The organism is Photobacterium sp. (genome assembly GCF_033720175.1).
GTDB lineage: Bacteria > Pseudomonadota > Gammaproteobacteria > Enterobacterales > Vibrionaceae > Photobacterium.
The window spans coordinates 21,671-43,922 of sequence record NZ_JAWWDA010000025.1 but is presented as its reverse complement, the minus strand read 5'-3'; the positions used below and the strand labels follow the sequence as shown (position 1 = coordinate 43,922).

General features: G+C 41.4%; 30 protein-coding genes. 18 read left to right on the top strand and 12 right to left on the bottom strand.

The features are described from left to right. Positions 1–282 precede the first annotated feature (282 nt). The 8 genes from R3289_RS19855 to R3289_RS19820 all read left to right on the top strand — a co-directional run bounded on the left by R3289_RS19855 (position 283) and on the right by R3289_RS19820 (position 6,836). Positions 283–696 carry a hypothetical protein gene (locus tag R3289_RS19855; protein WP_318927643.1) on the top strand — a complete coding sequence of 138 codons (414 nt, stop codon included), beginning with the start codon at positions 283–285 and terminating at the stop codon, positions 694–696. Between the two features lie 1,124 nt (positions 697–1,820). Then, positions 1,821–2,135, top strand: coding sequence for a hypothetical protein (locus R3289_RS19850; RefSeq protein ID WP_318927642.1), 315 nt, complete (start codon positions 1,821–1,823; stop codon positions 2,133–2,135). Positions 2,136–2,271: 136 nt separating this feature from the next. Beyond that, the gene (locus R3289_RS19845; protein WP_318927641.1) at positions 2,272–2,616 is read left to right on the top strand and encodes a hypothetical protein; all 345 of its coding nucleotides are present in this window, start codon (positions 2,272–2,274) and stop codon (positions 2,614–2,616) included. Between the two features lie 115 nt (positions 2,617–2,731). After that, entirely contained in the window at positions 2,732–3,046 is a 315-nt protein-coding gene (locus R3289_RS19840; protein WP_318927640.1) for a hypothetical protein, read from the top strand. 386 nt (positions 3,047–3,432) lie between these two features. Further along, on the top strand, positions 3,433–3,777 hold the full coding sequence (locus R3289_RS19835; RefSeq protein ID WP_318927639.1) for a hypothetical protein: 345 nt from the start codon (positions 3,433–3,435) through the stop codon (positions 3,775–3,777). Between the two features lie 545 nt (positions 3,778–4,322). Further along, a complete protein-coding gene (locus R3289_RS19830) occupies positions 4,323–4,796 on the top strand; it encodes a hypothetical protein (RefSeq protein WP_318927638.1) in 474 nt (157 codons plus the stop codon). Positions 4,797–4,865: 69 nt separating this feature from the next. Next, positions 4,866–6,176: a hypothetical protein gene (locus R3289_RS19825; RefSeq protein ID WP_318927637.1), complete on the top strand. Its 1,311-nt coding sequence runs from the start codon at positions 4,866–4,868 to the stop codon at positions 6,174–6,176. Positions 6,177–6,479: 303 nt separating this feature from the next. Next, complete coding sequence (locus R3289_RS19820) at positions 6,480–6,836, top strand: hypothetical protein (protein WP_318927636.1); 357 nt, start codon at positions 6,480–6,482, stop codon at positions 6,834–6,836. Positions 6,837–7,155: 319 nt separating this feature from the next. Here the strand turns inward: R3289_RS19820 and R3289_RS19815 are convergent, their stop codons facing one another. The 4 genes from R3289_RS19815 to R3289_RS20570 all read right to left on the bottom strand — a co-directional run bounded on the left by R3289_RS19815 (position 7,156) and on the right by R3289_RS20570 (position 9,582). Continuing rightward, the gene (locus tag R3289_RS19815; RefSeq protein WP_318927635.1) at positions 7,156–7,548 is read right to left on the bottom strand and encodes a hypothetical protein; all 393 of its coding nucleotides are present in this window, start codon (positions 7,546–7,548) and stop codon (positions 7,156–7,158) included. Beyond that, positions 7,545–8,159: a DNA N-6-adenine-methyltransferase gene (locus tag R3289_RS19810; RefSeq protein WP_318927634.1), complete on the bottom strand. Its 615-nt coding sequence runs from the start codon at positions 8,157–8,159 to the stop codon at positions 7,545–7,547. The genes R3289_RS19815 and R3289_RS19810 overlap by 4 nt, the downstream gene beginning before the upstream one ends. 42 nt (positions 8,160–8,201) lie before the next feature. Next, positions 8,202–8,921, bottom strand: a complete 720-nt coding sequence (locus R3289_RS19805) for an ATP-binding protein (RefSeq protein ID WP_318927633.1) — start codon at positions 8,919–8,921, stop codon at positions 8,202–8,204. Positions 8,922–9,141: 220 nt separating this feature from the next. After that, positions 9,142–9,582: a helix-turn-helix domain-containing protein gene (locus R3289_RS20570; protein ID WP_413466728.1), complete on the bottom strand. Its 441-nt coding sequence runs from the start codon at positions 9,580–9,582 to the stop codon at positions 9,142–9,144. Between the two features lie 3 nt (positions 9,583–9,585). Between R3289_RS20570 and R3289_RS19800 the strand changes: the two genes are divergently transcribed. From R3289_RS19800 to R3289_RS19785, 4 genes are all read left to right on the top strand, one after another. Next, positions 9,586–9,930, top strand: a complete 345-nt coding sequence (locus R3289_RS19800; RefSeq protein WP_318927632.1) for a hypothetical protein — start codon at positions 9,586–9,588, stop codon at positions 9,928–9,930. A gap of 12 nt (positions 9,931–9,942) precedes the next feature. Then, positions 9,943–10,227 (top strand): hypothetical protein, encoded by a 285-nt coding sequence (locus tag R3289_RS19795; protein WP_318927631.1) that lies wholly within the window; start codon positions 9,943–9,945, stop codon positions 10,225–10,227. Between the two features lie 159 nt (positions 10,228–10,386). Beyond that, positions 10,387–10,803, top strand: a complete 417-nt coding sequence (locus R3289_RS19790) for a hypothetical protein (protein WP_318927630.1) — start codon at positions 10,387–10,389, stop codon at positions 10,801–10,803. Positions 10,804–11,178: 375 nt separating this feature from the next. Further along, positions 11,179–11,463, top strand: a complete 285-nt coding sequence (locus tag R3289_RS19785; protein WP_318927629.1) for a hypothetical protein — start codon at positions 11,179–11,181, stop codon at positions 11,461–11,463. A gap of 571 nt (positions 11,464–12,034) precedes the next feature. Here R3289_RS19785 and R3289_RS19780 read toward each other — a convergent pair. From R3289_RS19780 to R3289_RS19760, 5 genes are all read right to left on the bottom strand, one after another. Continuing rightward, entirely contained in the window at positions 12,035–12,625 is a 591-nt protein-coding gene (locus R3289_RS19780; protein ID WP_318927628.1) for a hypothetical protein, read from the bottom strand. A gap of 140 nt (positions 12,626–12,765) precedes the next feature. Next, on the bottom strand, positions 12,766–13,278 hold the full coding sequence (locus tag R3289_RS19775) for a methylated-DNA--[protein]-cysteine S-methyltransferase (RefSeq protein WP_318927627.1): 513 nt from the start codon (positions 13,276–13,278) through the stop codon (positions 12,766–12,768). Between the two features lie 127 nt (positions 13,279–13,405). Beyond that, positions 13,406–13,780, bottom strand: a complete 375-nt coding sequence (locus tag R3289_RS19770; RefSeq protein WP_318927626.1) for a VOC family protein — start codon at positions 13,778–13,780, stop codon at positions 13,406–13,408. Between the two features lie 141 nt (positions 13,781–13,921). Next, a complete protein-coding gene (locus R3289_RS19765) occupies positions 13,922–14,557 on the bottom strand; it encodes a LysE family translocator (protein ID WP_318927625.1) in 636 nt (211 codons plus the stop codon). 170 nt (positions 14,558–14,727) lie between these two features. After that, positions 14,728–15,105, bottom strand: coding sequence for a cupin domain-containing protein (locus R3289_RS19760; protein ID WP_318927624.1), 378 nt, complete (start codon positions 15,103–15,105; stop codon positions 14,728–14,730). 304 nt (positions 15,106–15,409) lie between these two features. Between R3289_RS19760 and R3289_RS19755 the strand changes: the two genes are divergently transcribed. Continuing rightward, positions 15,410–15,565 carry a CCGSCS motif protein gene (locus tag R3289_RS19755; RefSeq protein ID WP_318927623.1) on the top strand — a complete coding sequence of 52 codons (156 nt, stop codon included), beginning with the start codon at positions 15,410–15,412 and terminating at the stop codon, positions 15,563–15,565. Positions 15,566–15,741: 176 nt separating this feature from the next. Here R3289_RS19755 and R3289_RS19750 read toward each other — a convergent pair whose 3' ends face one another. The 3 genes from R3289_RS19750 to R3289_RS19740 form a co-directional block, all read right to left on the bottom strand. Continuing rightward, a complete protein-coding gene (locus R3289_RS19750) occupies positions 15,742–16,158 on the bottom strand; it encodes a nuclear transport factor 2 family protein (protein ID WP_318927622.1) in 417 nt (138 codons plus the stop codon). A gap of 105 nt (positions 16,159–16,263) precedes the next feature. Next, positions 16,264–16,737, bottom strand: a complete 474-nt coding sequence (locus tag R3289_RS19745) for an ASCH domain-containing protein (RefSeq protein ID WP_318927621.1) — start codon at positions 16,735–16,737, stop codon at positions 16,264–16,266. Between the two features lie 204 nt (positions 16,738–16,941). Beyond that, a complete protein-coding gene (locus R3289_RS19740; RefSeq protein ID WP_318927620.1) occupies positions 16,942–17,385 on the bottom strand; it encodes a tyrosine-type recombinase/integrase in 444 nt (147 codons plus the stop codon). A 129-nt stretch (positions 17,386–17,514) separates the two neighbouring features. Between R3289_RS19740 and sbcB the strand changes: the two genes are divergently transcribed. The 5 genes from sbcB (at position 17,515) to cdd (ending at position 22,250) form a co-directional block, all read left to right on the top strand. Beyond that, complete coding sequence (gene sbcB / locus R3289_RS19735; protein ID WP_318927619.1) at positions 17,515–18,942, top strand: exodeoxyribonuclease I; 1,428 nt, start codon at positions 17,515–17,517, stop codon at positions 18,940–18,942. A 370-nt stretch (positions 18,943–19,312) separates the two neighbouring features. Further along, the gene (locus R3289_RS19730; RefSeq protein ID WP_318927618.1) at positions 19,313–19,837 is read left to right on the top strand and encodes a hypothetical protein; all 525 of its coding nucleotides are present in this window, start codon (positions 19,313–19,315) and stop codon (positions 19,835–19,837) included. Between the two features lie 222 nt (positions 19,838–20,059). After that, positions 20,060–20,437, top strand: coding sequence for a CidA/LrgA family protein (locus R3289_RS19725; RefSeq protein WP_318927617.1), 378 nt, complete (start codon positions 20,060–20,062; stop codon positions 20,435–20,437). Beyond that, the gene (locus R3289_RS19720) at positions 20,434–21,117 is read left to right on the top strand and encodes a CidB/LrgB family autolysis modulator (RefSeq protein WP_318927616.1); all 684 of its coding nucleotides are present in this window, start codon (positions 20,434–20,436) and stop codon (positions 21,115–21,117) included. Before R3289_RS19725 ends, R3289_RS19720 begins: the two co-directional genes overlap by 4 nt. 245 nt (positions 21,118–21,362) lie before the next feature. Beyond that, entirely contained in the window at positions 21,363–22,250 is an 888-nt protein-coding gene (gene cdd / locus R3289_RS19715; RefSeq protein ID WP_318927615.1) for a cytidine deaminase, read from the top strand. Positions 22,251–22,252 lie beyond the last annotated feature (2 nt).

Here is a 22,252-nt window from a genome sequence, read left to right as displayed (position 1 = left end):
GGGCATGGAGATCTATACCGCAGTAATAAGGGTGGCTCTTCGTATAAAATTGCATATGAGTCTTCTCCGTATTTTTGGTTTAGTCGCCTTCCAGCATACTCCTATGGGGCATGTTGTCGGAGAAGGCTCAATAAGTATCAATGCCATCAAGGTGATGCCTTAACTCGGCATTTTTGGTTTGGAGTTCGGTGTGCTTTGCTGGTTCGGTGGGGCACACCTTATGGCGAGCGTTAAGCATTCTAAAATTTCAGGAAAAGTTAATAGTTATATGGAGATAAGTATATGAGAATGGAAACTTGGTTAACTGTATTGGCATCATTAATAATATTTTTTGCAATGTTTTGTCCGTTTGCAACTATACCGATAGGTGGAGATGTAGCTGGCTGGGATAGATTTGGTTCCGTATCATGGTTTCCAATAGCTCTTTCCATTGTAGCTATAGTCTGTTCTCATTTATATAGAATCACTCTGCAAAGGTTCTGTGGGGTAGTCGTCACTGTTTTAGCAGTATGGCAAGCTATTGCTGTGCATAACGGTATTGCAGACGCTAAGTTGAAACTATCTAATCAATTATCTGACAACCCTTTTGGCTCAATTGCTGAGCTTGCAGTATTTGGTGCAGGTGTAAGCTGGGGTGCTGCGTTATTGATAATTGGTGGTCTCGGTCTAATCGCGACAACTTTTATTGATCTCTGACTGAAAATGCTTAACAAACAATCAAGGTGATGCATTACACTCGGCGGTTTTGGTATGAAGTTCAGTGTGCTTGGTGGGTTCATCGTGGCACACCTTATTGTAGGCGTTATGTTTAGCCAACATGTTGGTGAGATTACCGAGTAGTCGGTGTTCGCAAACAAAATTTAATTAAACTTGCTGTGTATTTGGAGATTCAATGTATAAGTTTGCAGTTGTTCTAAGTTTGTTTCTGATGAGTTTTCATGCCTCTTCGGCGATAGTCGTGACCAAAGCTTCCAAAATATCGAGTATCAACTCTTACTCGTCATTCCCAAATGGGGATACACTAATCCAGGTTGATTCGCCACACGCAGAGTGCCCTGGAGGGCTGTGGTTAAAGATTGACGATATTGGTTTTAGTAAAAATATGAGTATTGTTTTATCAGCGTTTCATTCGCAAAGTAATATTATATTTTATGCAGATACTACAAGAGTGTGGGGACATTCTCCAGCTGCATATTGCTATGCCACGCAAATTAAGCTTGTACGTTAGCCTATCTTAGAATTATTAGTTCGTAACATAACAATGCCAATCACCCGACTCCGCAAACGTCGCGCGATTTTTGCAAAGGGCCGCAAAAACTCGCTCCCCATTTGCTCGCGGGTGTTGGCGGCGTTACATGCTTGTTTTTAAAGGTTTTTATCCCATTGGGCTTTTGTGGTTCCTGCCGTGGGGGCAATGCAGAAAGAATCGTTCATCGAAAGTGCGGTTAATGTTCCTCATGCCCAATGTTCTTTGGTCAAAAAGGCATTATCTTTCCAAATTCATGAGGCCGCACTATTGAATTCAGTGTTGGTGCGTTATCATTTCAGTGATTACTAAGTCACTGATTTCATAATGCCAATTCAGTTATGTGGTTGGCGGTAGCGTGTCGTTTGGATTACATCAAGCTCCGCAATTGTTGTTGGTTTTCCTGCTGTCTCGGTGGGGCGGCCAAGCCGCTTTGAGTCCAGAGTCAGCATGTACAAGGCAATCAAGGTGATGCGTTACACTCGGCATTTTTGATCTGGAGTTCCGTGCGCTTTGTTGGTTCAACGTGGCACACCTTATTGCGGCGTTATATTTTTAGATAGAGGAAAGATTAATGATTAAAAAGGCATTGGTAGTTTCGATGTTGTTATTCTCAGGTGGTGCATTTGCAGTCAATTGTGGAGGCATCCCCCAAATCGTAAAGATGGGAGATTATGGGAAACAGGAAGCCTATGTAATCGTCAGAATAGGAGACCTGGATTATCGGGTAGGGGTTCCTAGTGATGATGCAACTAAGGCCAGGCTATCACTTTTACAAACAGCTCTAGTCGCAGAGAAAACAGCAACACTGAGGTTCTATGGTGAGACAACCTGTACTGCTGCCTCTGGAAACAGAACAATTCCAAACGCAGTTTATTTGAGCCGGTAAATATAACAAAACAATCAAGGTGATGCATTACACTCGGCAGTTTTGATTTGAAGTTCGGTGTGCTTTGTTGGTTCAACGTGGCACACCTTATTGTAGGCGTTATGTTTTACTTACTATTTTTATAAAGGTTTATAAAATGAAAAAAATACTTACCATCATCTTAACATGTGTATTATCTACGACTGCAATGGCTTGGGATTCAGAGGGAGGAAACTTTAAAGTTTCAAAACTAAGATTTGGTTCGGGAGTTGTTCATGTCGCTCTAAATCCCGCTCCAAGTGGCTGCGGTGGAGGCGATCATTACAGAATGCACTTTAGTGTTAAGAATGTAGATCCTGTAGCCTACAAAGATATGGTTTCTGCTTTATTATCTGCGCATGCAACAGGTCAAACTTTTAGTACTATATGGTATTCAGGGAAAGGACTTTGTAGCAATAACCATGTTTTGACGTTAGATATGTTCGAGTATGCAACTAAATAAACATAACAAGTTGCTTAAACGGGAAAATAACAGTTGGCCATCGCTTCGCGATTATAATCAACTATTATTCCTGCTTGGAAAGACGTTATTTTTAATTAATTATAGGATGTTACTAATGAAAAATTTCACATTACTGGCTGTTGCACTAATGTCGTATAGTGTTTCTGCTGCACCAAATTATCAGAGCGGAAGCATTGAAAATTTAACAGCAGTGGAGTCTGGTGTAATGATCATGATGGACAAGGGGCTTCCAGATAATTGTGAAGGCTCGCCGTATGGCTGGATGTTAATTAAGCAGGAACACACTGCAATTACCTCTGTTGTATTGGCAGCTTGGGCATCAGGAAAAAAATCTGGAACTGTTTATACATCGGGAAGAGAAAGCGGTAACGGTTTTTGTTTAGTTAACCAGTTTGACCCCGCAAATTAAACATACAAAGCAATCAAGGTGATGCATTATACTCGGCGGTTTTGGTAAGGAGTTCAGTATGCTTGGCTGGTTTCAGTGGGGCACACCTTATTGCAGGCGCTGGAGAATCCCCACAAAATTATGAGTAATTTCTTGTGATTAGGCTAACCATATCTATTGGTTTTTCTGCCCCATGCTTCTGATTGTTCGAAGGTTAGTGTTTCAATTGAGTATCACGCACCTAGCTTTTAATCATCTGTGTTTGTGGTGAATCCGCAAGATTTTGAGGCAAGTTTTTGTCTATTCATTGAACTGTAAGGGAAGTTTGTGGGGATTCCCTAGTTGCAGGCGTTAGCTACCATTACTTGTGCAGAATATGTTGCGCTCAAATTTTTAAAAGGAAATATATGATGAAAAAATTATTGCTACTATCAACTTTGTTTTTTTCTTCACAGGGAAGTGCTCAAACGTGGGTTGAGGTTAATGATGCAAGTAAATTGTTATGGCAAATGAGTGCAAATGGTACTGTCTATTTCAGGAACCTAAATGAATTCGATCCAGCCCAAGGTGCTTGTTGTTACGCTTATAACCTTGATACAACAACTCCAGGTGGCAAGTCAATATGGAGTATGATCTTAACTAAGATAGCTTCAAAGAAAAGGATTACTTTAGGGTTTCCTAGCGTGGCTTCAAATAATAACCCGCAAACTTTAAATTACATTGGTCGACATTCACATGCTTCAAATGAATAACTTCAGTAGCTAACAAGTTATTTAAGAGGCGTTATAACTAAAGAACATTGAATGAAGAAGTTGTTAATAGGTGTTTTTGCATTTTTACTGCATCAGTAAACGTAACTGGAACGTACATAGTTAAGGATACCACTATCACTGTAGTAGCAAATACAAATAGAGGCAAGACATATAATATAATTTTTGGGTCTACTGTCGCAGGAGCAAGACCAAATATCGCTCAGTTTTCAATCGAAGGAGGATTAACGAAAATTGGTAACTCGACACGTTATATGCAGGAATTGATAAAGAAGACACTCACCTTATCAGTCTTCTATTAATGGCTGTGGCACAAGATCGAAAGCTTAAAGTCTTTTTAAACTCAAACGAAGCATATTACAGATCCAGGTGTAAAGTATCTTTTCTTGAGTTTGAGTAAATATTATAACTCTGAAATGTTTGATTTATTTATTGCGCAATAGTTCAAAGAATGACAAGTCAAACACTCTTAAAATCATATGACTTATTAATTGAATCCAGCAATACACACACAACCGGAAATAACAATGGAATTAATATATACCTCACCAAACAATGCATCCAACATTTACATAACATTCCCTATCACTTTTATTTTGTCCTTATGGATTGTTTTTAAATTGAGAAATATGGAAGTGAAAGCGAAGTTAGCAGGTGGTCTCTTCATTTTGATGATGATGGGCTCCCAACTGGATGCAAAATATAAGATTGATAGCATACAAAAAGCAATAAAATCTGGATGTTCAATTACAAATTGCGAAATAGTCACTGGTGAAGTTATTAAATATAGGAGCTATAAAGACAGCTCTAAAAAAGGTTATCAAGAAAATGAGTTTTTCATAAATGGTTATAAGTTTTCTTTTGATGAGAAAGGGGAAACATTCGCGTACGGCGTTATTGCTGAAAATGGAGGGGTATTAACCCCTAACTCAGGAAAGTATAAGATTTATTTATATAATGAGAAAATAATAAAGCTATGGAGGCTAAATGAGCAGATGTAAACATTACATCCTTAACCTAATTACATCTAAAGAACACATCTTGAATCGCGTATTATCGGTGTTGGATCTATGAAATATATTTTAATTCTATTAGTGCTACTAAGTTCTAACTTACATGCTTTTACTATCGATGCAAACGAAGATGATTGGAATGATAGTAACTCATTAAATATCAAAGCAGAGAATAATGAATTCAATTACAGAATCGCTAATGATAGCAACAATATTTACATACTAATAAAGAAGATAACTTCAAATTTTATCCCAATTTATAACAATGGCATCACTTTTTTTATACCTACCGGAAATGATTTTTATGTTTTTATTTCATCAGAAAATGAGACCACTATCCCTACCATAGGATTAAAAAATGATACTGCACTATTAAACTTATCAACTAAACCATGGGCATATTCATACAACAGTGGGTTATATACGCAATCTGGAAATAGTGGATTTGTTGTAAAAAGTAACTCTAATTATATAGAAATAAAGTATCCCAAAAATCTTTTACAAGCCCATAATAAAAAATTTAAAATAACAATTGGTGATACCGATTTAGCATACAACCTAGAAAATAAAACAGCCCCACAACAAACTGACCGATTTTTGAGAAAATTTTTTGATTATGATTATAGTGGTGCGGTAGCACAAAGCATAGTTGATCAAAAATTATCTGGCGGGCAAGTTAAAACTTCAGGCTATGCTTCAATAACCTATAGCGAGGGGCCTTTAAGTGGAACCGTTCATGCATTTTACGACAAAAAAAATGGACTTAATCTACATGTATCTATCAATAGCTCTAAGGAATATAAGCCATCTAAGCCGAAAAAATTCCCAATTGATGTAGCTTTGGGTATAGCTATGCACTCGGGTAATCCGAATGTTTTTGAAAATCTTGGTGCAAGTGCTCAAGCTGGACATTTGGGTGTTGCATTTACAGTCAATGACAAGATGGAAATAACAACAGCAGGAAGCATAATGTATGTAACTACAGATGTCCTCCCGTCGGTTTCTGGAGCTTTCGAAAAAGCTATCTATGAAGATCTATTTGGAAAATATAACATCTGGTCAGGCTTACAATTAGCTCTTGATTCAGAATTAACAGGAATGCCTTCTAATGACTATAAAACCATTGATGGAATTGCTGTTAGTAAAAAGAACCTAGCCGACAATGGTTCTAGTTCTAGTTCTAGTTCTAGTTCTAGTAGAGATCGAGATGGCAGAAATGATAACCATTCGGCTTCACAGGATTATACTATTACTGCTACAGAGACAGATTTGAATACTGGCGAAACCAGAGAGGTGGATTTAAGTCGTGATCCTGCTGATGCTGGAACGACTGGTGACAATGACGATAATGATGGAGGATGGTGGTAAAAAATAAGCTGATAATACGGGGTTGTTACAACTAATCAGATAAGGCAAATCTACCCAACAGTGGGCTTAATGATTACTGATAGAAACCTCACCATTGAAGAGACTATTCATGAAGACAGATATCTCATGTTAAAAAAAGACGGATAACAAAACGTATTTGATGCTGACTGGGAACAGGTTGATAAATAGAAGATACAACGATAATTTTCATTCAGGACAAGATCATAAAGATCTATTACTAAACAAAAACTTAATTCGATTATTAATCGTATAATAAAATATTATTAAAAACTAAGGATTAAAATGAAAAAGATTATACCAATACTGTTGACGATAGTTTCTTTTAACGTAAGCGCTTTAAATTTGGATAACACAGATTCATATTTAGGGAAAGTTCAATCTGTAGCAGTTGGTTTTTTTGATCATGTAGGAATTTCTTTACCAAACGGGATTACATGTAATAACCAAAAGGCACTGATATTAACGAAAGACAATGCACAATTTGATAAAATATATTCTCTATTACTAGCAGCAGCATCCCAATCTGATGTACATCTATACAGAGTGGCTGCTAATAAACAAACTTATGGTCCAACCAGTTTTTGTAAAATTGGAGAAGCTGCCTATGGGCAGTTTGCTCTTTGGCCTGTCAATTCATAAAGTGTTCTAGCTGACACCCTTAACTTCACGCTGCTTGAGGTGTTATGAACAAATTCAGCTAGTGCTAAGTTATTCCTAAAAGGCGACTCCCGTCGCCTTTTCCAACCTCCCCTCACGCTACAGCCTTCTCGGCCTCTTCATACTCCGCTTTCATTCTGGCTTGTATAGCAAGCAAAGCTGCTTCTCGTTCGCCTCTTAACCATTTCAAAATGCTTTCATGGTATGGATAGAAACTCTCATAACGTTCCCGTTTGGTTGGCAGGTAATGACAGAACCGAGCGTATCGGGAGTCTTTATCCCACTTCACCCTACCCTCGTCTCAGGCCTGACATGGTCGGCTGTTTCGCTTCTTATCCTTCAGTACACCCGCGCCATTGCACTCACCGCAGATCTGTCCATTCAGCGTAAGTGCTTCATCAACCGCAGCCTTGGCAATTGCGCCTGGTACATACTCACCGTAAGAGCCACGCCAGTTATTCAACACGCGTTGCAGCTCAATCAAGGCGGCATAGTTCAAATCGTATCGAGCTGTCTTGTCATTCAGTACTTCGGCAAATAGCAGGACAAAACCAACTGGTGATCGCTTCCACGTAATACCTACCGCTGCAATCTGATCTTCAACGCTTAATAACGGTTTCCCACCATGAGCAACTTGCTGTTCGTACGAACACCCCTTCGGATTGAATTTAGCTAATAGCTTTTCAATACTCATGCCGCCTCCCCCATTACCATTAACCCAGCGCCGCAGCCGCGTTTGAATGGAATTCTTTGAGTTATTTTGATTGTATGCGGTGTAAAAAGAACAAACACCGAGCCAAAATTGACACCTGTTTTCTTGGTCACGCCATCGGGTTTATAGAAGTTGTATCGGCCATCTGGCGTGTAAACCGCCGTGGCTTTGTCTTCCACCAAATCTAGCCACCAACTGGTTAGCGGTTCGTATGGCAACAGCATCATGCCCGACTTCCCTGCGCTCGTTTCGCTGTAGGCCTTGGTGATGAACTCACGCTTTAAATCGAATGGCGGATTACAGTACCAGTCATTCTCCCAGTCACATGAAAGCCCATCGAAACCAACGATCTTGTTGTTCAGGTTAAACCAGAATGTCTCATGGCCATGAAAGCCATAGCTCGATAGCCGGTTACGTGAGAACCAATCAGGTGAAACATAAAAGCGTTCACACTTGGCGGTTTCTGGCTCTGCGCATACATCTAACTGGAACGGCTTTCCATACAGACTTACGGCATCAGCAAAGCACAACCACTGCGTTCCCCAACGGTTTTTATCATCTTGGTGAGAGGTGGTTTTAACTAGAATCGCCATGTAAGCACCTCTGAATTATTCATACTCATTGCAATGTTATCCTTAGGCCGCTAACGCGTTTGAGCGGTAGCTCGGCCAGTTAAACTCAACCCAGTGCGCTTGATTTGTTTTAAGCCGGTCTATAACTCGTTCGCCGAGTTGCTTAACAAGTTCGCTGTAGTTGAGGTTGGTTAGAATTCCTGTTGGTAAGCCGTCGGCAGAGCGATTATCAACGATGGTATTAATGGTTAGCGCTTCGTTGTCGTTACCGCGCTGTACCCCGATTTCATCGAGGATCAGCAAATCGGCACTCGATAAGCGTTCAATCAGTTCTCGTTCCGAGATTGGAGAATTATCACGGTAGGTATCTCGCATGCGGATCATCAATTCATTCACCGTCACCAACACAACAGACTGCCCTTTCGCCGTGATCTCATTGGCGATGGCCGAGGCTAAGTGGTTCTTACCTGTACCGGTTGTACCCGCAAAAATGAAACTGCAAATATCGCCTTGGTTAAAACGGGTTAACCACGATTTCGCATTGGTTAGCGCATCGTTCTGTTCAGTACACGTCACACGGTAATTATCGAAGCTGCATTGCTTATGGGTTTCGCGTAACCCTGAGCGGCCTAACAAACTTTTCGCCATGTTCACGCGTCGCTCTTCTCGGTTCTTGCGGTGAAACTCCTGCACTTGGCGTTTTCCGTAAGCATCGATTTCTTCACGAGTCATCGTTTTGATATGGCTTGGCATTGCACGTTCTAAGCGATCCATCACGTTCATGATCTAAATCCTTTTGGTGCTGAGTAATCTGTCCGGAATACGAATTCACCCCGCCCTGTTGACGGCTTTCACGCTCGACAGCCCACTTGTTCGCGTTACGCATTCCATTCCGCCAAGCGGCTACCCAATCGGCATACTTGCGTTGCTTCGATAACATCGCATCACGCCATTGAGCGGTTGCGGTATTAATTTCTAAAACGAAATCTGCTTGCTGTGAATACTAATCAGCCATTTCAGGTTGAATAGAAAAGTCTTCAGTTAAATAACTTGTCACTGATTTAGCTTTTTGTTTTTTAGGCTCAGTCTTCTTGGGGACTATAGGGGTATTAATACTATATGGTGGATCTATTGATGGTTTGGGGTCAGATTTCGGCCCACCTTCTGACGTTTTTCGGCCTAGGCCGGATTTCGGCTGGGGTGAATTCTGACCTAGGTCAGGTTCTGGATTTTGAAGCTTTTCAATGCTGATCCAATACACATTTGTATCGTTAGTTAGCTCGCCTGATTCCGTTCTTTTCTTGCGTAATTCTTTCCTAATAAAGCCGTCGTTACACAAGTTCGCCAGCTGCGCTTTTAACGTACTGCGAGAGATACCGCACTTCTTCGAGATACGCTCTAAACTCGGCCAGCAGTACCCTTCGTCGTTAGAAAAATCAGCCAGGCCATGCTCGATGAAATCGAAAAATGTTGGGAAGAATCGGCCCGTGAAAATGGTGGCGAGATTGAAATCGAATGGGAAGAAAGCGATTCAGCTATCTATATGACAGCCAAACACCCTGAGTTTGATTTCGATTCGCTAAGAATTACTTTTTATAACCATGGCGAGAAAGACTGCCAGTACCACATCGGTTATATCAACGAAGGTGAAAAACGCATAAGTGGCAGCATTACTGGCGCAACCCACGCAATGGGATTAGCCGGTTACTTCTACAAGATGTATTGCCGCCAAACCAAAATCAGCGGCCTGCAAGATATCTACGGCGATAGCATTGATGTTTGTGGATATTAAGGAGTGATCAATATGAGCAGTGAACTAACAGCTTTCTTTATCACCATCATGAACGATTTGGATGATCGAGAAAGAATGTATGAGAACGGAATAAAGAGAAGACCCGAACAGGCCGACTGCTTCCAAAAAATGCTTGCTCAAACACAGAACATTAAAAGCCTGACTACCAATCGAGCTAGGCAGTTTGGACTTACCGTCGCTGACTCACCGGAAGAAATTGCACTACGAAATCAGATGGGAATTATTGTGGCTGATTATAAAAATCTTCCCCTCCTTCAGGTTGGAGATTTCCAGTGATGAAACAGAAAAACCCCGCTCAGGGACCAATCCGAACGGGGTTTAACATTGCAATGAGCTTTTATTACAAAGGCTTAGATGAGTATAGCTGACCACTATAGTTCTCACAAGCCTACAGGGTGATTGGTAACTTTCACCCTTTAGATAAAAGGAATGATCATGACAACTGATAAGCAAAAGGAAAAAAGCAGAAAACGGCAACAAGCATTCCGTAATCGCCGCAACGCACTCGGCCTAAAAAAAGTGTCATCTGTTATCAGTAACAACGAAGCCCAAAAGCTTAATGAAATTTGTGAGTTCTTCGCCCTACCCGACAAACCATTAAGTGAAAACGAAGCCATATCTTCGATGATTAACCGTTTTCACTCAATGATTCCAGCGTTACGCGTAACGGCTGGGAAATGTTCAAAGTGTAAAACCGATTTACCCAATGGTTGCGATGGCCTGTTCAAAGGTGATGGCGATTGCTGGCACACACTGAACAGAATTCAACTTCATCAGATCAGCGAACCTGGTACCACAATCAAGTTAACTGATTTTATTCGAACCATAGAGCCAAATTTACCTGACCAGTAAATTTTCGAATTAGGAAAACATTGCAATGACATTTATCGGATACGCCCTCGCCTGCCTCATTTTTTGGGTTGGATATTCAATTTATGAACAAACTGATGAAAAGGACGACAACAATGAACGCATACAATAATTATCCTGTGGCTGACATGTCATATAAGGTTAAACCTGCGTTGACGCAACACCGTCACAGACAAAATCTGAAGAAGTCATAAGCTTAGATGCTCAGTCATCACCTTTACTGATCAGTCATAAAGACGTACTGGCTATGTTTGAGATCACCAGCAAGGCCACCATCTACAAATGGCGTCAAAGTCGCGGCTTCCCCGACCCAGTAACACTCATGCCACTTCGTTGGTTACTTTCTGCTGTTGAAGAATGGAAAATGCAGATTGGTGGGTGTGGGAGGTAGGGAAAAAAGCGGTCATGGGAGTGGCCGCAATTGATAACGCTCGCTTAAGCGGTGCAGCAACGAAACCGAGTGGCTCTGCATTGCGCCGTAAAGACCAACACGGATTGGAAATAAAAATGCCACACGTTGCAAATCCATTTGAAGCACTTGTTATAAACATTTTCTGCGATGATTACCCATCCACAATTCGCAAAAAAGAATTTCTTGTTCTCTATGGAGACGGATGTACGACATATCAGTACCTGGACTAAGAGTGCTTCTTAACATGCGAATTAGATTTCCCAAACTGGATCCGTAAAATTGTGTAATTAAATCATCATATTTATTTGACCTTCATCACAAAAGTAGTAAAATTTGCTCCGTGTCTTGAAATTAAATTACATAAGGTAAAAAAAATGAATTCAGCACTCCTATCAATATTGGACACTGAAAAAACCACGGAAGTTAAAAAAGCGACGAAGCCTTCTACTCTAAGCGAAATTGCAACTCTTGCGACAATGTTCCTAGCGACTTCAGCCGTAATTTTGTTACTAACCCTAACTTGGGTATTGTAGCCAATCTTCCAAGAAGTTGGAGACAAGCGATACTATCAAAGGCAATACATAAGAGTATCGCCTAAGTCTCCCTTTCGTTCTGCGTTTAAAATACTATTTCTTAATCAACTCATATCAACTTCAACTAGCTCAAATAAAAACTAGTTTAGCTTGGTGGCCGTATTCAACCTCATGGTTATAACGCCTTAATAACTGGCGTAGAGGTTGGTATCATTTTTGCGGTTTTTTCTTTTGCAAAAAGGATGACAACCGTAATACGTCCAGTTGATTAACTTGTTAGCTCTTGGTTTAAAATGTCGCGTGATTTTTTAAGTCCATAGATTACAAAAAACAATGAAACTAACTGTTGTGCCATAAGTATTGGCTTATCTTGCAGTAGCATCAATGCTGCCATACTTAGATTCATCAGCATAAAGAAGAACCAGCCTATGGGGTTATTTTTAGCTATGGAGTAGCTACCTAACAAAAACCCGAGCATCACGCCTATCTCTAAAACTTGTGAAATAGATATTATTCCACCGTGATGGATAACACTATAAAGAAGCCCAAACGCCAGAGATGAATAAGTACACAAGGCCACAATTTTATTAAACCACTTGTTTTCTTTCTGATTGTCATGATAAGTATTGTACAGACCCAATAACATAGAGGGAATTCCTCCAGCTTCAATGGATGCTGCAATCCAATCTTGATGACTAATTAATATGGTAACCCAAGCCGGTACGCCGAGAATATAAATAATCCAGCCTTTAATCTTAAATCTTTTTTTAGCCTTCTCTGGTTTGCCTTCAGAAAGCGCAAACAATATTTTATTAGCAAGGTAAAATAATCCTCCCCAAATTTGAAATACTAAATCCATTTATGTACTCCCCCCTTAGGAGCTAACGCTTGCATAAAACGTGCTGACGATTAACTTTCCAAACCAATTACACTTCAAACCAAAAACGCCGAATCTAATAAGCATCGTGTTGATGCAATTGTTATAAATACTATTTAGACTTAAATGAAGAGATTCTGCTCTAATTCTAAAAGACGTTTTTTCAATGACAAACCGCCACCATAACCAACAAGCTCACCTTGGCTGCCAATTACCCTGTGACAAGGAATTATAATCGCCAATCCATTTGCACCATTAGCATTACCAACCGCTCTCACCGAGCTTTCATTTCCAATTGATAGCGCTAAATCTTTATACGTTACAATGTCACCGTAGTTTACTTTGCCTAGTGCATCCCAAACCAATTTTTGAAAGTCCGTACCAATCAGTAATAACGGAACATCAAAAACACTTCGCTCACCAAGAAAGTATTCTTCAAGTTGAACCTTGGTAGATTCTAAAACATCATCGTTTCTTTCTACGAACTCAGAATGAAGACCACGCTTAATACGGTCATCAACAATACTTCTCATTTTACGATATCGAAAGTCACACAGGCAAAGCTTGCCATCATATGAACCAAGTACGAATTCGGCATAAGGATGTTTAAAGTACTGGATATTAATCTGATTCATTGAATGTCCTTATTATGAATAACTTACCCGTATTTATAACGCCGCCTTAAGCGGACAAAAGTAGTTGGCTAAACTTGTTGATGCACGAAACAAAGCCAACTGTTTTTGTTCCGACTTGAAGGCCTTGTTAGGCATTTACACGCCAAGGTGGATTTTTCCTATTATCACCAGCCCAGTAAAGCTTGATTTCATTACCTGATGGGTCAGTAAGCATTGCTTCTCTCCACAAGTAATCTTTATCTGTTGGTTCTTGCACAAATTCAATTCCTTCGGATTTCAGGCTTTCAACTAAAGCATCAAGTTGTTCGTGTTCAAAATAAATAACACTATTACTTTGAGAGTCAGGATCTCCCAAATAAAGAGAAAATGTGGAATCCCCTTCGGGACATTCAAACCTAGCATAATGATCATCTGCTACGATTTGGTTAAATCCTAGAGTTTTATAGAATCTTACCGATTCTTCCATATTTTTAACAGTCAATGTAACTTGGTTAAGATTCATTTATGACTCCATTCTGAACTGATGTATCCGCGTTAAGTAGTGAGCAGCGCGACCACCTAACCTAATCCATTGTACCGTAAACACAAAACCCAACCTTGAACTGAAAATGCCAAGCGTTAGGAATCTGTCTTAAACGCTTTGTTAGGGCTTAAAACTCTCAGTAACAAACTTACTACCCATTGCCCCCATTAATACACCTGAAACTTTGTTAATGTGCGACTTAAATCGTAAGTAACTGGCTTGGGCCTTTGGACTTGATAACAGAATAGAAACTAGGAGGTACCAAGCAAAATTTAAGACAAACACACCAACAACTAGTATTGATGTTGTATGAACAGGAACTTTCACGGGTAACATGGCTGCAAATACACTGCTAAAAACAATTGCAGTCTTTGGATTACTTAACTGTGTCGCCAAACCAAGAACTATAGCTTTAAAATGGGCTGGTTTTCTAGTTAGTTCTGCGTCAGCAGAAACAACTTTGCTGTTGCTCGCGCGCCACATTTTTACACCCAGATAACATAGATATAGACCTCCAACAACTTTGAAAGCTACGTAAAATTCAGGAACAGCGTCAAAAAGTGCAATAAGCCCCTTTGAGGCAATAAATGAGAATGTACTTGCCCCCAAACCTAAACCTATAGAAATACACATCGCTTCAAATCTAGATTTTGACATAGCTGTTTGCGCCACCAAGATAAATGAAGGGCCTGGTGTCATCGCACCAAAGAGTAACAGCGTAGCGATTGGTAATATAAAAAAGTATTGCTCCAACATTTATAATCATCCTTGTACTAACTTGCGTGCTTGAGCCCTAGTCGCATTAAGGTGTGAGCAACGCGGCCACCAAACCTAAACCATAACACCGTAAACACGAAACCCAACCTTGAACTGAAGGGAATCACTCTTAAATGCCTTGTTAGCTGCGCCTTACGCCCCTTAATCATCTAGGATTCTCTGTCCCACTCAATGTTGTCCTTCGTTCGATCAAAGTGGGGCGCAAAAACCGAAAGAGCCGCGAAGCTTTGCCCTTCCTTTAAGATGGGGCCGTGGAGAGTTGCTTTGGGAATGAAAACAAGATCACCCTTGTTTACATTCTTTATTTCTTCCCCGACCTTAAAATCCACATTGCCCTCAATAATGACAAGCAACTCATCATGATTTTTCTGTATGTGGAGTGCATTACCAGTATCCCTGACGACCCCAACATTCGCTGTCAGATGCTCTCCGTCAAAAACAAAAGTTCTCTTGATAGGGTCGCATTTCGTAGATTCATCAGCCTCAAGGGATGCGACGATTTGCTCAAGATTCTGAAAGTAAGCCATGTTTAATCACCTCAATGTTAGACATAGTCTAACTATAGAAGGCATCCACTAATTGTGGATAACACAGCCAGCTAACGCCGCGTCAAGGGGTGAACAACGCCCATCACACAGCCTAAGTTATTGTTCCTCAAGCACTTAATCCAAATCAAACCCAAAATACCAAGCGTTGAGAATCCCTCTTAAACGCTTTGTTATGGCTGTGTTAGGGCATGCGAAGAAAACATGTTCCACATCAATACCTGACTGTTTCAGTATGGTATTGTGCGAATACTTAGCTTACAAACACCCAAAGCAGGAATTACAAATGGCACTTTCAATTAAAAAAATTTTCAGCAAGAAAGACAATAATCCAAAGAATGTTGAAGCAGAAAAGTCAGCTTCAAACAATAAACCTAATAACAATTCAGATAAAAGCAATAAACATAGCAGTCCAACTGGTTGTTGCGGTTCTTGCTCATAAGCTAATAGCTTCCTACTTTGCTCCTAGCACTATTGAAATTCTAGGAGCAAAAGCCATAACACCGCAATAAGGTGTGCCCCACTGAACCTGCAAAGCGCACCGAACCCCAAACCAAAACTGGCGAGTGTAACGCATCACCTTGATGGCCTTGTTATGTGTTTTTTTGTTGTTGAAATTTATGCCCATCCCAGCTGTTGAAGACTAATGGAATCGTTCCAAATCTTTGTCATATGCCGAATAAGATTGCCTTCAAACTGCATTGCGTAGACATAGTCAGCCGCGATGGTTTTTCCCGTTGGGTCAACTGGCCCGCCCGGCCCTGTATTTGTGCCATGAAACACAGCGTAAGCTGCTACACACTGACGTTCTTCATCAACAGAGAAGAACCGCAATTCGTAATGTCCATCTGGGATTGGTGTCAATAGGTTCTTCATCCATTCGGTATAACCTTGAAGAGTATCTATATCTGCGAGCGCTGCTGTCTGTGCGGAGAATGTTGCATCAGGGTGGCAGTAAGCTTTGCAAATTTCCCAACCTTTTCCGGTTTCGCATGCTTCAAAAAACAGCTTCGCTTGTTCTAGTAAGTCACTCATATGTTTGTTCCTTGTTTCATAGATAATCGAATCTATAGCTCAAGTGTGGACCATACGAGTAGATTTACCATGACTCACTTTTACACATAACGCCATAGTTGTTTGTTATATTGCTGATTGATGAACCACACGAAATCGCTCTAAAACAAGCATCATATCTTCACTTGGTTCGATATTTAGCTCTACACATTCTTGTGCAAAGAAATCCCAATGGGCGTTTCGCCACCATTCAAGTGAACGATCACCTTCACCTTCCAGATACGCAAAATCAGCTGACACATCGGAATACTTGCACTCTTCTACCGAATCAATTTCAACGATACAAGTAGGCTTACCGTCCCAGTCTGTGACGACCTGCAAGTGACCAATTGTAGGCATTGGTTCATCATCTGATTCATACCAATATTTCAGGCTGCAGGTTGCTGTCTTTTGCCCAATACGAATTAATTCAGCACATAAATTAGCATTATGCTCATCACCACAAAAGTAGTCAGAACTAAATGATTTGTACTTTTTACGCTCAGAATCACTTAGTGACTCAAGATATTGATCTAGATAAATTTTTGATTGTTCTTCCATGATTTCCACTTACTTATTTTTGCAATATAGCATTATGTTCTACGAACTAAGATCGTATGTCTTTCCATTTTAAGCAGATATACAAAGAAGATTAACGAATCGAATTCGTATATTCGCGATCAACTAACCCCTCATTTCTTACCTGCCCACCACTACAACACAGCGTTTAGTATGAAACCAGATGAAAGGTAGGAAGTATACATGTTATCTATCACTGGAGTCTAATAAGTCAGTCAACTTATCAGCATACAGCTCATACGCTTCACGCTGATCATCCAGCCAATCATGCTTGTTATACACGGCCAGTACCCCACCCAACTCGTGGCCTAGCATCTTTTCTACCACATGGGGCATTACGCCAAGCTCTGACACGCCTGTTGATAGAGAACGTCTGAAATCGTGGGTTCGCCAGCTTTCTAATGGCAGGTTGTCGCGTATGCGCCGGATGTAGCGATTAGCCCCTGAAATAGTAATAGGGCTATTTAACTCATGACCAGGAAACAATACATCGTCACTGCTTTCCATATGGTTTTCCATCACTCTTTCTAAAATAGCTCTTGCTTTGGTGGGAATTGGTCGTCGAATCGGCTTACGGTTAACAAGTGCAAGGTGACAGTCTATGGCATAAGCACCAACATGCCTTTTCACGACTCACACCACACGTTCTTCATAATCATTGGTTTATGATCACCTCCATCTAATCTAATTCCGCAGCCGTCATAATTCTCTGTTATTATTACCAAAGACAACAGATCATTAACTGTGCAGAAGATTATAATGAGCAACAATGAAAACCAGCCAACACTGTTTTGGCTGGACTACGAAACCTTTGGTGCAAGACCAGCCACCGATCGCCCTTGCCAGTTTGCTGGTATTCGAACCGATATGGATCTCAACATCCTCGGTGAGCCTCTGGTTATTTACTGCCAGCCTCCCAGTGATTACCTGCCGTCGCCGGAAGCCTGCTTGATCACCGGCATTACACCGCAGGAAGCGCTGCAAAAAGGGCTTTCTGAGCCCGAATTCATCGCCATAATTCATGAAGAATTATCGAAACCCAATACCTGTATAATAGGTTATAACAATGTTCGCTTTGATGATGAAGTAACACGGTATACGCTTTATCGAAATTTCTTTGACCCATACGCATGGTGCTGGCAGAACGGTAACTCACGTTGGGACTTGCTCGACATTATGCGTACCTGTTACGCCTTAAGGCCTGAAGGCATTAACTGGCCTAATAACGAAGACGGTCTGCCGAGTTTTAAACTTGAGGATCTTTCGGTGGCCAATGGTATTGAACATGCCAATGCCCACGATGCAATGAGTGATGTGTATGCGACGATTGAACTGGCTAAAATTTTAAAAACCAAGCAGCCGAAGTTATTTGACTACCTGTTCAGTTTGCGCCACAAACGTCAGCTGCAAGAGTTAATCGACATTGTTAACCTCACACCGCTGGTACATGTTTCTGGCATGTTTGGGGTTGGCTGTGGCAATACCAGCTGGATTGTGCCGATGGCATGGCACCCTGACAATAAAAATGCCGTGATCACCGTTAACCTTGCGCTGGATCCGGCACCATTAATTGACCTGGATGCAGATACGTTAAGAGAGCGGCTGTATACCAAGCGCAGTGAGTTGGGTCCGGATGAACAGCCTGTTCCGGTCAAGCTGGTGCATCTCAATAAATGCCCGGTTCTGGCTCCGGCTAAAACACTAAAAGCAGACGATGCCGAACGCCTTGGTATTGATCGCGAGCAATGCCTGAAAAATTTACAGCGGCTTAAAGATCACCCTGAAGTTCGGGAAAAACTCTTGGCCATATTCAGTGTCGATCGTCAGTTTGCTGCCAATGATAATGTGGATGCCATGTTATACGACGGTTTCTTCTCTCATGCAGATCGTTCAGCGATGGAGATTATTCGTGAGACTGCGCCAGAGTCATTGGGCAGTCTGGATTTGAAGGTTGATGATAAGCGCATCAAGCCTTTGCTATTTCGTTATCGTGCACGTAATTACCCAATGACGCTCGATTATGCTGAACAACAAAAATGGAAACACCACTGTCAGGATTTCTTTGAAGACAACCTGCCTGCCTATATGGAAAACTTTGAATCGCTCGCACTTATACATCAATCGAATGAAAAGAAGATGCAAATCCTTAAAGATTTGTATGATTATGTTAACAGTACTGTATCTTAGTCTGGATACCGGCCAAGTAATTGCCCGCCAATCATATCTCAACTATCCCTATGATAAATAACAGATAATCAGTCATAACGTGTGAAGCCCGTTAGCCCATATCGCTAACAGGCTTTTTTTTAAGGCAATATCCCATAAACGAAATTTGAACTTCCTCACAATGCCATCAACACTTATATCAGTCGTAATAAAAGATACAGATTACGTTGATCTGTTTTGATCACCGATGAACTTCACGCCTCGACGCTAATTGAGGCCTATTGCAACACATTTTTATTGATGGGCATGCATCGCTTTGTGTCTGGTTATGGATGAGTTATAGCTGGTTACTGACGCGATTCACCATCAAATATCATGAAGTGATTTTGCCATGACGACAAAAACAATGACCCGCTGTTACCGATTCCAACATGTCGATTTTGAGCCGGATTTATGCTTACTGGTCTGGCCGGATCAAACTGAGACACAGTTGACGGTTCATGAGACCCAGTTACTGGAGGTATTGTGCTACTTCGCTGGCGAAGTGATCAACCTGCAAGCGCTCTATGACAAAGCGTTCCTTCAGACAGGTTCTAATAGTGATTTAAACCAACCCCCGTTTGATTTGAACACCATTCTGGTTTCGCTTAGTCGAAAACTAGAACGTAATAATTCGATGGCAATTCCGATTCAGGTGATCCCGAATTACGGCTTTCGTGTTCCGTTACCCGATAAAACGTGTCGTTTGGTACATACCGTTAAGGAAAGCACCCAATCTGAGTCTAATGCCCCTTCGGCGGAACCTGAACTCTCAGCGACTGAAGATATTGTAAAGAACAGCCTTTTTCACAAAATCTCCGTATTATTGCTAGCGCTGACGGGTGTGGCACTGTTTCTGCTCTCTGAATATTTTTAATCACCACACTTCGTCATTCCGTATATACAGAATTTAAGGAGCACGTGGCGAGATCTGGATTTCGGATATTTCGTTGCTCAACTCCGGGATGACATGTTTCGGTACTTTGACTATTCATCATTTATTTGAAAGAGTACCTATCTATTCTCGCTGAACTCCGCACCTAGAACGGCCTGGTTATATCAAGCGCATTAAGTGTGGCTTAGATCACAATTATTTTGTATGATAAATACGCTATTAACCGTATTTGAAGGGCTTATGGGGTATCTGCGTTCTTTTATTATCATCTTTCTTTGCCTGATCCTGGGCAAAGGCATTCAAGCATTCACCCACGTTGCCATTCCTGGCAGCATCATTGGGATGCTGATTCTTTTTGTCGTGCTATCTATGGGACTTATCCCTTCACATTGGGCAAAAGACGGCTGCCACCTTCTTATTCGCCATATGGCTTTATTATTTGTGCCTGTTGGCGTTGGGCTAATGAATTATTTAGATCTTCTTACGGCAAATACCTGGCCGATCCTTTTCAGTACCATCGGAAGCAGCCTGATCGTTTTCCTTGTCATTGGTATTGCGACACATCATAAGGAAAAACAATGATCTGGCTTGTTACTACATTGGCTGTTTTTTATCTGGCTCGGCTAGTTTCTAAACATTTGCAGCACCCTATTATTAATCCGCTACTTATCAGCCTTGTCATCATCATTCCATTGCTGATATGGCTGAATGTTCCTTATGAGCGTTACTTCGAGCAAAATAAGTGGCTGAATTATTTATTAGAGCCTGCGGTTGTTGCTCTGGCCTTTCCCCTCTATGAGCAACTCTCGCAAATTCGCCAGAAATGGAAAGTGATCTTCACCGTCTGTTTAACCGGCAGCCTGCTATCAATGATCACCGGGGCCGGTATTGCTTTGTACATGGGAGCAGATCCCCAACTGGCCGCCAGTATTTTACCTAAATCCGTAACAACTCCTATTGCAATGGCTGTCGCAGAGCAAGTGGGAGGTGTTCCTGCTATAGCGGCGGTTATGGTCATTATCGCAGGATTGTTGGGTGCGGTATTAGGTTATCCGCTATTCCGGTTATTTGGCATTAAAGCCTCCATTGCAAGAGGGTTAACCATGGGTACGGTATCGCATGCGTTGGGTACGGCAAAAGCGGCCGAAGAAAACTATCAGGAAGGGGCTTTTAGTTCGTTAGCCTTGGTGATCTGTGGCATTTTCACCTCGATACTGGCGCCGGTTGTGTACCCGGTGATCCTGGCATTATTTGGCTACTAGGCCCGTATATCTTTCAACCATGCTGCCTTTGTCAATCATAAAACGACACCGCTTAATAATGTCTGCAATCGCATACATTACTAAGTTATTGATAAATAAGCAGGCTGATTTGAAAAGTTTGTGTGACACCACTCTCAGAAATGTATGGAGTGAAACAAACATTGCGCTTGTGTGATGTTGGTCACATATGATTTTGAAATGCTCGCCTACAATGTTTCTCCATCAACGATACGGAGTAACAACACATGCATGCTAAAGTAATGGAGGCTTTAGGCTCTTTGCCCACTGATCTTGCTTCAGCGGTAAAACCTATTTTTGAAGATGCTGACTTTGACGCGACCCTGAGTCCGGAACAATTCGAAGAATTGCTCCAGAAAACACAAATGACAGACAGTGAATTACGTGTTGCACTTCTTCCTGTTGCTGCTGCTTATTCCGTTGCCCCTATTTCTAAGTTCTATGTTGGTGCCATCGTTCGAGGCAATTCCGGCCGCCTGTATTTTGGTGCCAATATGGAATTTGTCGGTGCATCTCTTTCCCAAACCATTCATGCTGAACAATCTGCAATCAGCCATGCTTGGGTGAAAGGTGAAACGGGCATCTCTGATATTACGATTAACTACAGCCCATGCGGCCACTGCCGTCAGTTCATGAACGAGCTTACAACAGCTAAAGATTTAGTTGTTCAGCTGCCTGAACGTGATGCAATGAGCCTTCAGCAATACCTGCCAGAGTCTTTTGGCCCGGCCGATCTCAATATTACTGATGCTCTGCTTGCAAAGGTTGATCACGGGTTAACCACTCAGGAAAGCGATGAACTTGCTGTCACTGCCTGCCGAGCTGCGAACCTTGCTCATGCGCCTTATACCCACAACTACAGTGGTGTTGCGCTGAAGGCAAAAGACGGTAAAACCTTTACGGGCATGTACGCTGAAAATGCAGCATTCAACCCTAGCCTGCCGCCATTGCAAGTTGCGCTGGTGAACATGAACATGGCTGGTTATCCGCTATCTGAAATTGCTGAAGCGGCATTGGTTGAAAAAGCTGACAGTACCATCAGCCATCTTGCCGATACCCAAGCTACGCTTGAAGCACTGAACCCTGATATCCCGCTGATCTACGTTGCGGCATAATT